We start from the raw sequence: 16,311 nt of genomic DNA on the forward strand, positions 1-16,311 counted from the left end.
TCAGGCGGCGATCCGGGACAGGAAGTCCCGTACCGCCGTCCGGACGTCCGCCGCCGTCCACTCCAGACCCGGTGTCGTCACCGTCAGCTCCGTCACGGCGACCCCCGGCGGGCCGCCCGCGCCCGGGGCGAACCAGCGGCGGAAGAGGGCGGTCCCGGTGGCCTCGGTCTGCGCGACGGCCGCGTCCGTCAGGGCCTCGGGGGCGTACGGGAGCCAGACCTGGAACTGGTGGGTGTGCGGGACCTCCGGGTGGACCCGGAACCAGCCCACGCCCGCCTCCGCGAGCTCCTCGCGCACCGCCTCGGCCACCACGCGCGCGTGGCGCACGTACGAGGGCAGCAGAGGCAGCTCGACGGCGAGACCCCGGAGCGCGGAGAGCGCCGCCGGGTACTGCTGGGCGACGAGACCCCCGTACCGGTGCCGCCAGACCCGCGCCTCCTCCATGACGTCCTCGGGACCCGCGAGCGCGGCGCCCGACAGGCCGCCGAGGGACTTGTAGAACGAGACGTACACGCTGTCGGCGAGCCCCGCGATCTCCGCGAGCCCACGGCCGAAGGCCGTCGTGCACTCCCACAGGCGCGCGCCGTCGAAGTGGACCACCGCGTCCCGCTCCCGGGCCGCCTCGACCGCCTCGGTCAGCTCCTCCCAGGACGGCAGGACGAAGCCGGCGTCGCGCAGCGGCAGCTCCAGCATCAGCGTCCCGAAGGGCTCCGGGTGGTCGCGGACCTCCTCGGCCGTGGGCAGCCGCGGCTCGTCGGTCGGGTGGACCGTACGGAGCCCGGAGACGACCCCGAGCGCGCCGCCCTCGTGGACCTCGGGGTGGGCGAGCGGGTGGAGGGCGACGACGGGGCTGCCGGTGCGCCCGGCCCAGCAGCGCAGCGCGACCTGCTGGGCCATCGTGCCGGTCGGGAAGAACACGGCGGCGGGCAGGCCGAGCTCCTCGGCCACGCGTCGCTCGACCTCCTCCACGAGGCCGGTGCCGTACATGTCGACGGGGGCGTCCCCGTGCCCCGCGAGATCCGCCCAGTCGGCGAGCTCGCGCAGCCGCCGGCCGACCGCCCCGTCGACGGAGGTGTGCCACAGCCGCCGCTCGGCCCCGCCCCAGAGCTTCGCCCGGTACATCCGGGCGGCTTCCTCGTCCACGAGATCCATGCCCGTGTCCGCGCTCGTGTCCAGGCCTGTGTCCGCGCCCGCGCCCGTGTCCATGCCCTTGTCCACGTCCGTGTTCATGCCGTTGTCCCTGTCCATGCGGCGATCATCACACCGCCGCCCACACCCTGTGGACAGCCACGGGAGCAGCGCGAAACGCTGGCGTAGCATGACCAGAAATCGTCCGGTACCCACCGAGGACTGGAACGGAAGGCCCGTACCCACCGTGAACGCACCAGCAGCGCCAGAGCCCCGAGCCTCGGAGCCCCGCACGTCGGAGCCCCGTCCCGAGGACCGGCCCGCCCGGCTCACCGTCGGAGTCGTCGGCGCCGGCCGCGTGGGCCCCGCCCTCGCCGCCTCGCTCCGGCTCGCGGGCCACCGCCCCGTCGCCGTCTCGGCGGTCTCCGACCGCTCCCGGCGCCGCGCCGCCGAGCTCCTGCCCGACGTCCCGGTCGTCGAGCCCGCCCGCGTCCTCGCGCTCTCCGACCTCGTCCTCCTGACGGTCCCCGACGACGCCCTGCCGGGTCTGGTCGAGGGCCTCGCCGACACCGGAGCCGTACGGCCGGGGCAGCTGATCGTCCACACCTCCGGGCGGTACGGCGTACGGGTCCTCGACCCCGCCCGCCGGGCCGGCGCCCTGCCGCTCGCCCTGCACCCCGCCATGACCTTCACCGGCACCCCCGTGGACGTCCAGCGGCTGGCCGGCTGCTCCTTCGGGGTGACCGCGCCCGAGGAGCTGCGGCTCGCGGCCGAGGCCCTGGTCATCGAGATGGGCGGCGAGCCCGAGTGGATCGCCGAGGACGCCCGCCCGCTCTACCACGCGGCCCTGGCGCTCGGCGCGAACCACCTGGTCACCCTGGTGGCCCAGTCGATGGAGCTGCTCCGCAAGGCCGGTGTCGCCGCGCCCGACCGCATGCTGGGCCCCCTCCTCGGCGCCGCCCTGGACAACGCCCTGCGGTCCGGGGACGCGGCCCTGACCGGTCCCGTCGCGCGCGGTGACGCCGGCACGGTCGCCGCCCACGTCGCCGAGCTGCGCAAGCACGCGCCGGGCACCGTCGCCGGCTACCTGGCGATGGCCCGCACGACCGCCGACCGGGCGCTCGCGCACGGCCTGCTCAAGCCCGAGCTGGCCGAGGACCTGCTGGGCGTGCTCGCCGCCGACACCGCCACCCCCGCCGACGGCGCCGCCGACGGCGCCGCCGACGGGCCGCAAGGAGACGACCGATGACCTTGTCCGCCCGCCACCAGCCGGCCGAGCTGATGCCCACGGTCGAGGGCCTCCGGGACGCCGCCGCCCGCCACGGGCTGCCCGGGCGCAACGCCGTCGTCATGACCATGGGCGCCCTCCACGACGGCCACGCCACCCTGATCCGTACCGCCCGCGAGCGGGTCGGCGCCGACGGCTTCGTCGTCGTCACGGTGTTCGTCAATCCGCTCCAGTTCGGCGCGGGCGAGGACCTCGACCGCTACCCCCGCACCCTCGAAGCCGACCTGGAGCTGGCCTTCGACGCCGGTGCGAGCGTCGTCTTCGCGCCCTCCGTCGACGAGGTCTACCCCGGCGGCGAGCCGCAGGTCCGGATCACCGCGGGCCCCATGGGCGAGCGCCTCGAAGGCGCCTCCCGGCCCGGCCACTTCGACGGCATGCTGACCGTCGTCGCCAAGCTCCTCCACCTCACCTCGCCCGACCTGGCCTTCTTCGGCCAGAAGGACGCCCAGCAGCTGGCCCTGATCCGCCGCATGGCCCGCGACCTGAACTTCCCGGTCGAGATCGTCGGCGTGGAGACCGTCCGCGAGACCGACGGCCTCGCCCTCTCCAGCCGCAACCGCTACCTGTCGGCCGAGGAGCGGCGTACGGCCCTCGCGCTGTCCGGCGCGCTGTTCGCCGCCCGCGAGCGGCTCGCCGCCCAGGAGGCGCTGCGCGCGCGTGCCGCCTCCCTGCCGGGCGCCCAGGGCCGGGCCGAGAACCGCGCCGAGGCGCTCTCGCGGCTCGGCGAGGCCCGGGCCGCCGCCGACGCCCACGCGGTCGCGCAGGCGGCCGAGGGCCGCGGCGCCGAAGCCGTCCGGGCCACGGCCCGTACCGTCCTCGACGACGCGGCGAAGGCCGATCCGCCGCTCACCCTCGACTACCTGGCCCTCGTCGACCCGGCCGACTTCACCGACGTCGCCGACGACCACGACGGCGAGGCGGTCCTCGCCGTCGCCGCGCGGGTCGGGACCACGCGGCTCATCGACAACATCCCCCTGACCTTCGGAGCCACCAAGTGACCGGAATACGGCTGCACGCGCCCGCACCGGGCTGGGCCATCGACGCCGACGTCGTCGTGGTCGGTTCCGGCGTAGCGGGCCTCACCGCCGCCCTGCGCTGCACCGCCGCCGGGCTGCGTACCGTCGTCGTCACCAAGGCCCGGCTCGACGACGGCTCCACCCGCTGGGCCCAGGGCGGCATCGCCGCCGCGCTCGGCGAGGGCGACACCCCCGAGCAGCACCTCGACGACACGCTCGTCGCCGGAGCGGGCCTCTGCGACGAGGAGGCCGTGCGGCTGCTCGTCACCGAGGGCCCCGCCGCCGTCCGCCGCCTCATCGCGACCGGCGCCGACTTCGACAAGACCGCCGACGGCGAGATCGCGCTGACCCGGGAGGGCGGCCACCACCGCCGCCGGATCGCCCACGCCGGCGGCGACGCGACCGGCGCCGAGATCTCCCGCGCCCTCGTCGAGGCGATACGGGACCGGGGCGTGCGCACCATCGAGCACGCCCTCGTCCTGGACCTCCTGACGGACGCCGAGGGCCGTACGGCGGGCGTGACCCTGCACGTCATGGGCGAGGGCCAGCACGACGGCGTCGGAGCCGTCCACGCCCCCGCCGTGGTCCTCGCCACCGGCGGCATGGGCCAGGTCTTCTCCGCCACCACCAACCCGGCGGTCTCCACCGGCGACGGCGTCGCGCTCGCGCTGCGCGCCGGGGCCGAGGTCTCCGACCTGGAGTTCGTCCAGTTCCACCCGACGGTGCTCTTCCTCGGCGCCGACTCCGAGGGCCAGCAGCCGCTGGTCTCCGAGGCGGTCCGGGGCGAGGGCGCGTACCTGGTCGACGCCGACGGCGTCCGCTTCATGCTCGGGCAGCACGAGCTGGCCGAGCTCGCGCCCCGCGACATCGTCGCCAAGGCGATCATGCGCCGGATGCAGGAGCAGGGCACCGAGCACATGTACCTCGACGCCCGCCACTTCGGCGCCGAGATGTGGGCGGAGCGCTTCCCCACGATCCTCGCCGCCTGCCGCAGCCACGGCATCGACCCGGTGACCGAGCCGATCCCGGTCGCCCCCGCCGCGCACTACGCCTCCGGCGGCGTCCGCACGGACCTGCGCGGCCGGACCACGGTCCCGGGCCTGTACGCGTGCGGCGAGGTCGCCTGCACGGGCGTCCACGGCGCCAACCGGCTCGCCTCGAACTCGCTCCTGGAGGGCCTGGTCTTCGCGGAGCGGATCGCCGACGAGATCATCGAGGACCTCGGAGGGGACCTCGCCGGCGAGACCGGGGAGACCGGCGAGACCGGAGAGAGCGGGAAGACCACGGCCACCGCGGAGAACGGGAAGACCACGGCCGCCGCGCCGCGCGTGCCCGGCGCCCCCGTGCCGCACCCGGCCCCGGTGACCCTGCCGCTGCCGGTGGCCGGAGCCCGGACCCGTATCCAGCGGGTCATGACGGCCGGCGCCGGGGTGCTCCGCTCCGAGCGCAGCCTCCGGGAGGCCGCGGAGGCCCTCGACGCCCTGCACAGCGACGCCGTGGCGGGCGGCACCGACGACTCCAAGTCGGCCGAGCCCGGCGTGGAGTCCTGGGAGACCACCAACCTGCTGTGCGTCGGCCGGGTCCTGGTCGCCGCCGCCCGCCGCCGCGAGGAGACCCGCGGCTGCCACTGGCGCGAGGACCACCCGGACCGGGACGACGCGGCCTGGCACCGACACCTCGTCGTCCGTCTCACCCCGGAGCGGACCCTCGACGTCCGCACCACCGACACCCCCGACTTTCCCCCCACCCTCGACGCCCCCAGGGAGCCGTAAGTGACCACGCCCGAGGAAGCCCGTCCCGAGCCCGTGGACGTGCCTCTGATCCAGATCAGCGCCGCCCCCGCCGACGAGGCCGGCGGCTGCGGCGACGGCTGCGGCTGCGGCGGCACCGAGGAGTTCGAGTGCGGGCTCGACCCCGCGCTCGCCGAGCTCCTCGCGGACGCCGGCCTCGACCCCGTACAGGTCGAGGACATCGCCCACCTCGCGATCGCCGAGGACCTCGACGGCGGCGTGGACGTGACGACCGTGGCGACCGTCCCCGAGGACGCCGTCGCCACCGCCGACTTCACCGCCCGCGAGGCCGGTGTCGTGGCGGGCCTGCGGGTCGCCGAGGCCGTCCTCTCGATCGTCTGCACGGACGAGTTCGAGGTCGAGCGGCACGTCGAGGACGGCGCGCGCGTCGAGGCCGGGGAGACGCTCCTCAGCGTCACCGCCCGCACCCGCGACCTGCTCACCGGCGAGCGCAGCGCGCTCAACATCCTGTGCCGCCTCTCCGGCATCGCCACCGCCACGCGCGCGTGGGCGGACGCCCTGGAGGGCACGAACGCCAAGGTCCGCGACACCCGCAAGACGACCGCGGGCCTGCGCGCCCTGGAGAAGTACGCGGTGCGCTGCGGCGGTGGCGTCAACCACCGCATGTCGCTCTCCGACGCGGCCCTCGTGAAGGACAACCACGTGGTGGCGGCCGGCGGCGTGGCCCAGGCCTTCAAGGCCGTACGGGAGCTGTTCCCGGAGGTCCCGATCGAGGTCGAGGTCGACACGCTGCACCAGGTCGGCGAGGTCCTGGACGCGGGCGCCGACCTGATCCTGCTCGACAACTTCACCCCGGCCGAGACCGAGGAGGCCGTCGCGCTCGTCGCGGGCCGCGCCGTCCTGGAGTCCTCGGGCCGGCTGACCCTGGAGAACGCGGCGGCGTACGCGGCGACCGGCGTCGACTACCTGGCCGTCGGCGGGCTCACCCACTCCTCCCCGATCCTCGACATCGGCCTCGACCTGCGCGAGGTGCGGGCCTGATGCTGCTCACCATCGACGTCGGCAACACGCACACGGTCCTCGGCCTCTTCGACGGCGAGGAGATCGTCGAGCACTGGCGGATCTCCACGGACCCGCGCAGGACCGCCGACGAGATGGCGGTCCTGCTCCAGGGCCTCATGGGCATGCACCCGCTGCTCGGCGTCGAGCTGAGCGACGGCATCGAGGGGATCGCCATCTGCGCGACGGTCCCCTCGGTGCTGCACGAGCTGCGCGAGGTGACCCGCCGGTACTACGGGGACGTCCCGGCGGTCCTGGTGGAGCCGGGCGTCAAGACGGGCGTTCCGGTCATCACCGACAACCCCAAGGAGGTCGGCGCGGACCGCGTGATCAACGCGGCCGCGGCGGTCGAGCTGTACGGCGGCCCGGCGATCGTCGTCGACTTCGGCACGGCGACGACGTACGACGCGGTCACCGCGCGCGGCGAGTACGCGGGCGGGGCGATCGCGCCGGGCATCGAGATCTCGGTCGAGGCGCTGGGCGTGAAGGGGGCCATGCTCCGCAAGATCGAGCTGGCCCGCCCGCGGAACGTGATCGGCAAGAACACGGTCGAGGCGATGCAGTCGGGCATCATCTACGGCTACGCGGGCCAGGTCGACGGCGTGGTCGCCCGGATGAAACGCGAGCTCGTCGGCCCGCAGGGCGACCCCTCGGACGTGACGGTGATCGCGACGGGCGGCCTGGCCCCGATGGTCCTCGGCGAGTCGACGGAGATCGACGAGCACGAGCCCTGGCTGACCCTGATCGGCCTGCGGCTCGTGTACGAGCGGAACGTCTCCCGGATGTGAGTTCCGGTCCTCCCGGTGATCGTTCCGGCGGCGATCATTCCGGCGCGCCGGAATGATCGCTAAGAGAAAATTGTCCGATTAGCGCGTATCGTCGGCCCATGCCCACGCCATACGGATCTCGCGGCGGCATGGCATTCAGTGCGGACGAGCTGCGTGTGCTCCGACGCGCCCTTGCCATCGCCCTCCACCCTGCCCCCCTCCAGGACGAGGACGTCCAGGACTGCCTGCGCCTGGCCGAATCCGTGGACGAGGCGGTACGCGAGGCCGGCCGGCTGCGCGCCTTCCTCCTCGACGACCTGGTCCGCTACCGCGAGGCCCTCCCCGGCTCGCTCGCCGGCTATCTGGGCCTCCTCCGGGACGCTCTGAACGCCGGGTACGACCCCGGGGTCGACGACCTCGCCGCCCTGCGGGCCCTGCGCGGCAACCCGGCCGCCGCCGAGCTGCTCGCCCGCTGCCGGATCCTCGCCGAGCGTTCCGTACGCGCACGGCTCGCCCGGGTCTCCCAGGCGACCGGCTCACCGGCCCCCGCCCCCGTCCCCGTCGGTGCGGCGATCGCGCCCCGGGCGCGGCTGCTCGCCCTCCCCGGCGGGCGCGCGGCGGCCGGCGAACCGAAGCCGAACCCGCCGTCCGGTCCCGCCCCCGGTGAGAAGCCGGTGCCCAAGCCGTCCGAGGTGTTCCCGCCGCGCCGGCGGCCCGTACCCCCGCCCCCGCCCGAGGAGCGGGTCGCCGGATAGCTACTCTGGTCGCCATGGACTACGTATCCGCGCTCCTGCCCCCCGTCGTGATGGCCGCGTTCTTCATCGGCCTCGTCGTCACGATCGTCAAGAGCCAGGGCGGCCCGAACAAGGCCAAGGAAGACGCGTTCGTCGACGCCGCCTACGCCCGCGCCGAGGCCACCCGTCAGGCGGACGGCACCGCCGCCTCCTAGGTTCCGTGGCCAGGCCCGAGGAACCCCGCACCATCGGGACGTGCGACCTTTCGAGGTCGCGCGTCCTTTTTGTTGCGTTTCTCCATGTAAATAGCCGCTTATGAACTCTTTGCGAACTATGGTGGCAGTGTGCCCCGTCCATTGGGAGAGCTTGAGGACGCCGTCATGACGCGCGTCTGGCAATGGAACCGCCCGGTGACCGTCCGGGAAGTTCTGGAAGACCTCCAGCAGGAACGGTCCATCGCCTACACCACCGTCATGACCGTCATGGACAATCTCCATCAGAAGGGCTGGGTGCGCAGGGAAGTCGACGGCCGCGCCTATCGATATACGGCGGTCTCCACCCGGGCCGCTTACTCGGCCGCGCTGATGAACGAGGCCTGGGCCCAGAGCGACAACCCCGCCTCCGCCCTCGTCGCCTTCTTCGGCATGATGTCGCAGGATCAGCGCGAGGCGCTGAACGACGCCATCCGTATCGTCCAGCGCGACGACAACCCGCTCCCCGCCCCGCCCGAAGAGGCCGCGGGCGACAAGGGCGCCGACGGATCCGAGGCGCGGGAGCGATAGCGTCCCCCCATGTCGCCGTCTGCTTCCCCGGCCGCTTCCGCGGCCGCCGCCAAAGCCGTCACCGTACGCAGGGCCCGCACCAGTGATGTCGCCGCGGTCCGCCGTCTCGTCGATCCTTTCGTCCAGCGCGGCATCCTTCTCGACAAGGCGACCGTGACCCTTTACGAGGCCATCCAGGAGTTCTGGGTCGCGGAACGCGACGAGGACGCCAAGGTCGTCGGTTGCGGCGCTCTGCACGTCATGTGGGAAGACCTCGCCGAAGTCCGCACACTCGCCGTCGATCCCGAGTTCAAGGGAGCCGGCGTCGGACATCAGGTGCTGGACAAGTTGTTGCACACCGCCCGATGGCTCGGGGTGCGGCGCGTATTCTGCCTGACCTTCGAAGTCGACTTCTTCGCGAAGCACGGCTTCGTCGAGATCGGCGAGACCCCGGTCGACGGAGATGTCTACAGCGAGCTCCTCCGTTCCTATGACGAGGGAGTCGCCGAGTTCCTCGGTCTCGAACGAGTGAAGCCGAACACCTTGGGCAACAGCCGCATGCTTCTGCACCTGTGAGCCGGAACCCCGGCGGCGGCTATGTCCGAATCGCGCATGTTTCCCGCGTCGTCGGGGTTCTGAACCTCTCCCAGGGGTTTGTGTTTTTCCCGGAAAAGCGGTTTCCTTTCCGCGTACTGCATTTTCGATGAAAGGAAATCCGGTGGCACAGAAGGTTCAGGTCCTTCTTGTCGACGACCTCGACGGCATCGAGGCGGACGAGACGGTGACGTTCGCGCTGGACGGCAAGACCTACGAGATCGACCTCACCACCGCAAACGCGGAAAAGCTCCGCGGCCTGCTCGAGCCGTACACCACGGGCGGTCGTCGGACCGGTGGCCGCACCACGGGCGGACGCGGCAAGGGCCGTGTCGCGGCCGGCAGCCCCGACACCGCGAAGATCCGCGCGTGGGCCAAGGAGAACGGCTACGACGTGAACGACCGCGGTCGTGTGCCCGCGACCGTCAAGGCCGCTTACGAGGACGCGAACCGCTGAGGCGACAGCTGCTGAGGCGCCGGGCCACCGGTCCGGGCACTCAGCAGCCGCACCCGGTGGCACTCCGCCGCGGCGGCGGCCACGAGGCGCACCAGGCAGGGGGCGTCCGCACCGCCCCAGGGTGCGGACCGCAGGGCCGGAAGCGAGGACTCGACCTCGCGCCCCGGCGCGGGCGGCCGCAGCCAGACCGCGGCACCCGGCGCGCCGGAACCGCCCCGCCCCGGGGGAAGGGGCGCGGTCATCCGGCCGTCGGTGCCCAGGATCGCGAGATCCAGTGAGATCCCGCCCCACTCGAGCCAGTCGAGCAGCCCCGGGAGCTCCTCCGCGCTCCCCGCGGCCACCAGCAGCCGCATCCGGAGCCCCATCAGGGCCACCGGACCCGTCGCCGCGCCCATCCGGCGCAGCACGCCACGGCCGGCCGTAGCGGGCAGCTCCAGGACGTCGAAACGCAGCCCCGTGACCAGCTGCACCGGGGGCCCGGGCACCGCGGCCCAGCCGAGCTCGTGCTCGTACCACCGGGCCAGACCGCCGGCGCCGACGCCATCGCCGTCGAGCGGCGAGCGGGGAAACGGGACGCTGGAGGCCATGCCCGGCGCAACTCCCGCGAACCCCTCTTGGTTACGCCCATGGGCCGTCCGCGGTGACGTACGGTCCCGCTCCGGATGCGCAAGGTGTCCGTGATGGGGCGTACGGGCGCATTCGGCAGCGCAAGGTTGTTCGCTGGTAGCGGAGGGAACCGGGGTGCGCCGCATGGAGTGTCAGTGCTTACGGGTAAGACATTCCTAGTGGAGAGGGGCGACTCGCGGGCTTCGGCGTCTCACGTTCGCCATCGGCGTACTCAAGGCGCGGCTAACTACTTGGCCTGCGGGAACATCGTCTCGCACCATCGGGTTGGAGCATTTGTCGGTTGTTCGGCGGCAGGTCTCCCCGCGGAAGAGGGGTGATCCGGACGGATGTCGGCAGTTGGAATGAGCGGTCCCCGCTTGCGGGACTAAGCTGCGGAAGGACAGGGAGGGGATCGACCCCTAACTGACTGACCGCTCTGAGGAGCGATTAACGATGTTCGAGAGGTTCACCGACCGCGCGCGGCGGGTTGTCGTCCTGGCTCAGGAAGAAGCCCGGATGCTCAACCACAACTACATCGGCACCGAGCACATCCTTCTGGGCCTTATCCACGAGGGTGAGGGTGTCGCCGCTAAGGCCCTGGAGAGCCTCGGGATTTCGCTCGAGGCGGTCCGCCAGCAGGTGGAGGAGATCATCGGACAGGGGCAGCAGGCCCCGTCCGGGCACATCCCCTTCACTCCTCGTGCCAAGAAGGTCCTGGAGCTCTCGCTCCGCGAGGCCCTCCAGCTCGGCCACAACTACATCGGCACCGAGCACATCCTGCTCGGCCTGATCCGCGAGGGCGAGGGCGTCGCCGCCCAGGTCCTCGTGAAGCTGGGCGCCGACCTCAACCGGGTGCGGCAGCAGGTCATCCAGCTGCTCTCCGGCTACCAGGGCAAGGAAGCCGCCACGGCCGGCGGCCCTGCCGAGGGCACCCCCTCGACGTCCCTGGTCCTCGACCAGTTCGGCCGGAACCTCACCCAGGCGGCCCGCGAATCCAAGCTCGACCCGGTCATCGGGCGCGAGAAGGAGATCGAGCGGGTCATGCAGGTGCTGTCCCGCCGCACCAAGAACAACCCGGTCCTCATCGGCGAGCCCGGCGTCGGCAAGACCGCCGTCGTCGAGGGCCTGGCGCAGGCCATCGTCAAGGGCGAGGTGCCCGAGACCCTCAAGGACAAGCACCTCTACACCCTGGACCTCGGCGCGCTGGTCGCCGGCTCCCGCTACCGCGGTGACTTCGAGGAGCGCCTGAAGAAGGTCCTCAAGGAGATCCGCACCCGCGGCGACATCATCCTGTTCATCGACGAGCTCCACACCCTCGTGGGTGCGGGTGCCGCCGAGGGCGCGATCGACGCCGCCAGCATCCTCAAGCCGATGCTGGCCCGCGGTGAGCTCCAGACGATCGGTGCCACGACGCTCGACGAGTACCGCAAGTACCTGGAGAAGGACGCGGCCCTCGAGCGCCGCTTCCAGCCCATCCAGGTCGCCGAGCCGTCGCTGCCGCACACCATCGAGATCCTCAAGGGTCTGCGCGACCGGTACGAGGCCCACCACCGGGTCTCCATCACCGACGAGGCCCTCGTCCAGGCCGCGACGCTGGCCGACCGGTACATCTCGGACCGCTTCCTCCCGGACAAGGCGATCGACCTGATCGACGAGGCCGGCTCCCGGATGCGCATCCGCCGGATGACCGCGCCGCCGGACCTCCGCGAGTTCGACGAGAAGATCGCCGGCGTCCGCCGGGACAAGGAGTCCGCGATCGACTCGCAGGACTTCGAGAAGGCCGCCTCTCTCCGTGACAAGGAGAAGCAGCTCCTCGCCGCGAAGGCCAAGCGGGAGAAGGAGTGGAAGGCCGGCGACATGGACGTCGTCGCCGAGGTCGACGGCGAGCTCATCGCCGAGGTCCTCGCGACCGCCACGGGCATCCCGGTCTTCAAGCTGACCGAGGAGGAGTCCAGCCGCCTGCTCCGCATGGAGGACGAGCTCCACAAGCGCGTCATCGGCCAGAAGGACGCCGTCATCGGCCTCTCGCGGGCGATCCGTCGTACGCGAGCCGGTCTGAAGGACCCGAAGCGCCCCGGCGGCTCGTTCATCTTCGCCGGTCCGTCCGGTGTCGGTAAGACCGAGCTTTCGAAGGCTCTCGCCGAATTCCTCTTCGGCGACGAGGACGCGATGATCTCCCTCGACATGTCGGAGTTCAGCGAGAAGCACACGGTTTCCCGTCTCTTCGGTTCGCCTCCCGGATACGTCGGCTACGAAGAGGGCGGCCAGCTCACCGAGAAGGTGCGCCGCAAGCCGTTCTCCGTCGTCCTCTTCGACGAGGTCGAGAAGGCCCACCCCGATATCTTCAATTCCCTTCTCCAGATCCTGGAGGACGGTCGCCTGACCGACTCCCAGGGCCGGGTCGTGGACTTCAAGAACACGGTCATCATCATGACCACCAACCTCGGGACCAGGGACATCTCGAAGGGCTTCAACCTCGGCTTCGCGGCCCAGGGCGACACGAAGTCCAACTACGAGCGGATGAAGGCGAAGGTCAGCGACGAGCTGAAGCAGCACTTCCGCCCCGAGTTCCTCAACCGTGTGGACGACATCATCGTCTTCCCGCAGCTGACGCAGGACGACATCCTCCAGATCGTCGACCTGATGATCGGCCGCGTGGACGAGCGCCTGAAGGACCGGGACATGGGCATCGAGCTCTCCCAGTCCGCGAAGGAGCTCCTCTCCAAGAAGGGCTACGACCCCGTGATGGGCGCCCGGCCGCTGCGCCGGACGATCCAGCGCGAGATCGAGGACACGCTGTCGGAGAAGATCCTCTTCGGCGAGCTGCGCCCCGGTCACATCGTGGTCGTGGACACGGAGGGCGAGGGCGACGAGAAGACGTTCACCTTCCGCGGCGAGGAGAAGTCGGCCCTGCCGGACGCCCCGCCGATCGAGGCCACGGGCGGCACGGGCCCGAACCTCTCGAAGGACGCGTGACGCACGCGCTGAGCGTTGAGCGGTAAGGGGCGGCCCCGGAACCTGAACGGTTCCGGGGCCGCCCCTTTCGGCGTGCTCAGGTGAGGATGCGCACCGTGGGCGCGAGGTGCTCGGTGCCCGTCAGACGCAGGTCGTTGGCGTGGAGCTCGGTCAGGCCTTCCAACCCCGCCAGCGAGGCCACGTCCACCTTGTGCCCGGGGTCGGAGAAGAGCGCGAGCTGCCGGAGTCCGGGAAAGGCCCGCACGGCCTTCTCGAACCGCGGCATCTCGTCGCCGTGGGTGGAGACCACGAGCCCGCTGAGCCAGGGGAGGACGACGTCCTCCGGGAGCGTGTCGAAGTCCACGGTCGCGACGACGAGCTGCAGGAGCTGCGTCAGCAGGGCCACCTCCCGCCAGTCGTGCGCCGTGAGCGCGTGGGCGTCCCAGAGAGTGAGCTGGCGGAGCAGGGATGCGGAGCGCAGGGCACCGATGCCTTCCTCCGGCCAGGAGCCGAAGCTGAGCGCCCGCAAGGGAACCCCGGAGGGGAGGTCGCTCAGGCGCCAGAAATGGGCGTAGGGGAGCTCCAAGGACAGCGTGTCGAGCCGGGTGAGGCCGGCGAGCGCGGTGAGGTCGGGGTCCTCGTCCCCGCGCGTCAGGTACAGCATGTGCGGGTCGCAGGCGGCCAGGAGGTCGCGCAGCGCCTCCGCCGAGATACCAGGGCCGATCTCCAGCCGGTCCGGGGCGATGCCGAGCCGCACCAGTTCGGCCGCCTGGTCGTCGTGCAGGACGGTGAAGTGGAGGTCGGTCGGGTCGATGACGGCGATGACCGCCTCGGCGTACGCGAGGGCGTCGAAACGCTGCCACCCCCAAATGAGCTGGGAGCGGACGCGGAGCGTGGACCGGCGGGCGAAGCGGGCCAGGTAGGGGATGGCGGCGTCCGAGGGGATGTGCGTGGCGGTGGTCACCGCCATGAGGGCCTCCTCGTCCCCCAGCCCCTCCGGGCCCGGGAGCAGGTCCAGCACGATGCGGCCCACCGTCGCCAGCTCGCGGGCCTCGTCGGGCGTGCGGGGCGGGACCAGCTCCGCCGCGCGGGCCAGCACCTCCTCCCGTACCGCCGGTGTCACTTCCGTGGCGTGGTTCAGCGCGGTCGCCGCCAGGATCAGGAGACGGAGCTGGTCCCGGCGGTCCTCGGCGGCGTCCGCCGCCTTCAGGAGCTCGCGGAGGATCTCCGCGCACTCGTGGGGGCGGGCGTGGCCCACCGCCATGCGGATGACGTCCTCCCAGGTGTCGTCCGTGGCGTGGTCGATCAGGACGCCGATGTCCCAGTGGTCCACCAGGGCCTTGGCGGCCAGGTAGTCCTGGAAGGTGCGGTGGACGAAGTCGACGGTGTCGGCGGTCGGCTCGCGCAGCAGGCCGCTGCGGTGGAGGAGGTGGGCGAAGACCCGGTCCGGGGCGTAGGCGGACGCCTCGACCATGGCGGGGACCGCCTCCGCGATGACCGACTCGGCGTGGGCGCGGTCCATCTGGAGCCGACCGTTCCGCGTGAGCCAGTAGGCGAGCCGCTGGACCAGCTGGATCTGCGGGGCCGCGTCCAGGTCGATCCCGTACGGGTTCTCCATGCCCCGCTCGCGGTCGCGGCGGGACAGGAGCATCGACAGAGCGGACTCGTAGAGCGCCTTGCGGCCTCGGGGCAGGTAGCCGCGCCGGTCGAGGTGCAGGGCGCAGACGAGGCCGCACATCAGGGGGTTGGTGGCGAGCTGGGCGACGTGTTCGGTGGTGCGGAGCGCGTCGAGGAGCTGCTGCTCGTACGGCTCCGCCTCGGGCCCGGCGGCCCGGTGCCAGCGGCGTACGAAGGTGGCGACCTCGGTGCGGGACATGGGGGAGAGGGCCAGGTCGGTGAAGCCGTCCCGGGCCAGCCAGTCGTTGCCCACGGCGGTGGGGCGGGCGGTCACGAGCCAGCGGTTTCCCTCGTACGCGCTGAGCAGGTCGCGGAGCCACTCACGGGCCCGGCCGCGCTCGGTCTCGGGGATCTCGTCGATGCCGTCGACGAGGACCAGGCCCCGCCCGGCGGCCAGGACCCGGTCGGCCCAGCCCTCGGGCGCGGTGAGCGGGCAGCCGGCGGCGGAGAGGAAGCGGTCGGGGGCCGGGAGCCGCTCGCCGTGCCGGGTGAGGGTGCGCAGGGGGAGGACGAAGGGGATGCGGCCGTAGAGGTACGCCATGCCGTCCGCGCGGTCGTCCGAGGCGGCGGAGACGGTCAGCCACTGGACGAGGGTGGTCTTGCCCGAGCCGGCCAGGCCCCGCAGGAGGACCTTGTCGTGGCGGGCGAGGGCGTGGTCGGCGCGGAGGTGGGTCTTGGCGAGTTCCTGCCGTACGGGAACGGGCGTCGTCGGCTCGGCGGGTCCCGCCGCCTCAAGGGACAGGTACGCCACGTCCAGCGGCCACTCCTTCGCCGAGTGGTGCAGATCGATGCCATAGATCGTCAGGCTGCCGTGCTTCTTCGCCAGGTGCGCCAGGTACCGCCGCTCGAACTCCGCGTGCCGGGCGTCGACGTGCGGCGTGCGGGCGAGGACGGCGTCCACCTTCGCGATCAGCTCCGCCTGCCCCCGGGTCTGCTCCACCAGGCTGCGGGCGACGAACGTGGACCGCTGGGTGAAGAACTCCAGGATGTGGAGCGAGGCCCACTCGGTCATCGAGTCCAGGTAGAGGACGGAGTCGGTGGAGAGGCCGTCGGGGGCGGGCGCGGCGGCCCGTAGGCGGCGGGCGAGGGTGCGGTGGCCGAGGCGGACCGCCTGGACGTCGTCCATGTCGAGATCGCCGAGGGCGAGGAGCGTCGTCCCCAGGGTGTGGGCGACGGCCTCGGTCTCGTCGGCGGGGAACGGCGCCTCGCCGGGCCCGCTGCCCGAGCGCTCGACCAGGGCGGCCGCGAGCTTTCGGACGTCCTTCTCCGTCAGCGTGCGCTTCTCGCCGCGGAAGGAGACCAGGGAGGAGAGCCGGACGGCGCGGGCCCCGCCCGTGAGCCCCGCCCCTGGACCGTCGCTGACCAGCAGTTTCTTCAGGAGTGGGCCGATCGCCGCCGAGGCGAGGCGCGTGCCGATGAGTGCCGGTTCCATGTGTGTCCCCCCGTGGGTCCCCGAAGCGGTCAGCGTAGTGCGGGAGGGCCGTCCGGACGGCTCGTTTGCGTGACCCAGGTCCCATT

General features: G+C 72.3%; 14 protein-coding genes. 11 read left to right on the forward strand and 3 right to left on the reverse strand.

The window, feature by feature from the left end:
• Entirely contained in the window at nucleotides 1-1,152 is a 1,152-nt protein-coding gene (locus ACIBG6_RS20430) for a threonine aldolase family protein (protein ID WP_399224033.1), read from the reverse strand.
• Nucleotides 1,153-1,318: 166 nt separating this feature from the next.
• On the opposite strand from ACIBG6_RS20430, the gene ACIBG6_RS20435 reads away from it, so the two are divergent.
• The 10 genes from ACIBG6_RS20435 (at nucleotide 1,319) to ACIBG6_RS20480 (ending at nucleotide 9,555) form a co-directional block, all read left to right on the forward strand.
• Nucleotides 1,319-2,377, forward strand: a complete 1,059-nt coding sequence (locus tag ACIBG6_RS20435; protein WP_399223964.1) for a Rossmann-like and DUF2520 domain-containing protein — start codon at nucleotides 1,319-1,321, stop codon at nucleotides 2,375-2,377.
• Between the two features lie 32 nt (nucleotides 2,378-2,409).
• A complete protein-coding gene (gene panC / locus ACIBG6_RS20440) occupies nucleotides 2,410-3,414 on the forward strand; it encodes a pantoate--beta-alanine ligase (protein ID WP_399224034.1) in 1,005 nt (334 codons plus the stop codon).
• Nucleotides 3,411-5,204, forward strand: a complete 1,794-nt coding sequence (locus ACIBG6_RS20445; protein WP_399223965.1) for an L-aspartate oxidase — start codon at nucleotides 3,411-3,413, stop codon at nucleotides 5,202-5,204. Before panC ends, ACIBG6_RS20445 begins: the two co-directional genes overlap by 4 nt.
• Complete coding sequence (gene nadC, locus ACIBG6_RS20450) at nucleotides 5,205-6,224, forward strand: carboxylating nicotinate-nucleotide diphosphorylase (RefSeq protein WP_399223966.1); 1,020 nt, start codon at nucleotides 5,205-5,207, stop codon at nucleotides 6,222-6,224.
• A complete protein-coding gene (locus ACIBG6_RS20455) occupies nucleotides 6,224-7,030 on the forward strand; it encodes a type III pantothenate kinase (protein WP_024757554.1) in 807 nt (268 codons plus the stop codon). The genes nadC and ACIBG6_RS20455 overlap by 1 nt, the downstream gene beginning before the upstream one ends.
• A gap of 128 nt (nucleotides 7,031-7,158) precedes the next feature.
• On the forward strand, nucleotides 7,159-7,764 hold the full coding sequence (locus ACIBG6_RS20460) for a hypothetical protein (RefSeq protein WP_399223967.1): 606 nt from the start codon (nucleotides 7,159-7,161) through the stop codon (nucleotides 7,762-7,764).
• A 14-nt stretch (nucleotides 7,765-7,778) separates the two neighbouring features.
• Nucleotides 7,779-7,958 (forward strand): hypothetical protein, encoded by a 180-nt coding sequence (locus tag ACIBG6_RS20465; RefSeq protein ID WP_399223968.1) that lies wholly within the window; start codon nucleotides 7,779-7,781, stop codon nucleotides 7,956-7,958.
• Nucleotides 7,959-8,087: 129 nt separating this feature from the next.
• The gene (locus ACIBG6_RS20470) at nucleotides 8,088-8,525 is read left to right on the forward strand and encodes a BlaI/MecI/CopY family transcriptional regulator (RefSeq protein ID WP_399223969.1); all 438 of its coding nucleotides are present in this window, start codon (nucleotides 8,088-8,090) and stop codon (nucleotides 8,523-8,525) included.
• A gap of 9 nt (nucleotides 8,526-8,534) precedes the next feature.
• Nucleotides 8,535-9,080, forward strand: a complete 546-nt coding sequence (locus ACIBG6_RS20475) for an amino-acid N-acetyltransferase (protein WP_399223970.1) — start codon at nucleotides 8,535-8,537, stop codon at nucleotides 9,078-9,080.
• A gap of 142 nt (nucleotides 9,081-9,222) precedes the next feature.
• Complete coding sequence (locus ACIBG6_RS20480; RefSeq protein ID WP_384137260.1) at nucleotides 9,223-9,555, forward strand: Lsr2 family protein; 333 nt, start codon at nucleotides 9,223-9,225, stop codon at nucleotides 9,553-9,555.
• On the opposite strand, the gene ACIBG6_RS20485 is transcribed toward ACIBG6_RS20480, so the two are convergent.
• Complete coding sequence (locus tag ACIBG6_RS20485) at nucleotides 9,534-10,142, reverse strand: SCO3374 family protein (RefSeq protein WP_399223972.1); 609 nt, start codon at nucleotides 10,140-10,142, stop codon at nucleotides 9,534-9,536. The genes ACIBG6_RS20480 and ACIBG6_RS20485 overlap by 22 nt on opposite strands.
• Before the next feature lie 472 nt (nucleotides 10,143-10,614).
• Between ACIBG6_RS20485 and ACIBG6_RS20490 the strand changes: the two genes are divergently transcribed.
• Entirely contained in the window at nucleotides 10,615-13,137 is a 2,523-nt protein-coding gene (locus ACIBG6_RS20490; protein WP_329622729.1) for an ATP-dependent Clp protease ATP-binding subunit, read from the forward strand.
• Nucleotides 13,138-13,213: 76 nt separating this feature from the next.
• Here the strand turns inward: ACIBG6_RS20490 and ACIBG6_RS20495 are convergent, their stop codons facing one another.
• Complete coding sequence (locus tag ACIBG6_RS20495) at nucleotides 13,214-16,225, reverse strand: NACHT domain-containing protein (protein WP_399223973.1); 3,012 nt, start codon at nucleotides 16,223-16,225, stop codon at nucleotides 13,214-13,216.
• Nucleotides 16,226-16,311 lie beyond the last annotated feature (86 nt).

Source organism: Streptomyces sp. NPDC050842, from assembly GCF_044456565.1.
In the GTDB taxonomy this organism is placed as follows: Bacteria; Actinomycetota; Actinomycetes; order Streptomycetales; family Streptomycetaceae; genus Streptomyces.

Coding starts and splice junctions, on each gene's coding strand:
- ACIBG6_RS20455 (WP_024757554.1), top strand. CDS start 6,224: ATGCTGCTCACCATCGACGTCGGCAACACGCACACGGTCCTCGGCCTC.
- ACIBG6_RS20485 (WP_399223972.1), bottom strand. CDS start 10,142: ATGGCCTCCAGCGTCCCGTTTCCCCGCTCGCCGCTCGACGGCGATGGC.
- ACIBG6_RS20490 (WP_329622729.1), top strand. CDS start 10,615: ATGTTCGAGAGGTTCACCGACCGCGCGCGGCGGGTTGTCGTCCTGGCT.
- ACIBG6_RS20495 (WP_399223973.1), bottom strand. CDS start 16,225: ATGGAACCGGCACTCATCGGCACGCGCCTCGCCTCGGCGGCGATCGGC.
- panC (WP_399224034.1), top strand. CDS start 2,410: ATGCCCACGGTCGAGGGCCTCCGGGACGCCGCCGCCCGCCACGGGCTG.
- ACIBG6_RS20435 (WP_399223964.1), top strand. CDS start 1,319: ATGACCAGAAATCGTCCGGTACCCACCGAGGACTGGAACGGAAGGCCC.
- ACIBG6_RS20460 (WP_399223967.1), top strand. CDS start 7,159: ATGGCATTCAGTGCGGACGAGCTGCGTGTGCTCCGACGCGCCCTTGCC.
- ACIBG6_RS20475 (WP_399223970.1), top strand. CDS start 8,535: ATGTCGCCGTCTGCTTCCCCGGCCGCTTCCGCGGCCGCCGCCAAAGCC.
- ACIBG6_RS20465 (WP_399223968.1), top strand. CDS start 7,779: ATGGACTACGTATCCGCGCTCCTGCCCCCCGTCGTGATGGCCGCGTTC.
- ACIBG6_RS20430 (WP_399224033.1), bottom strand. CDS start 1,152: ATGGATCTCGTGGACGAGGAAGCCGCCCGGATGTACCGGGCGAAGCTC.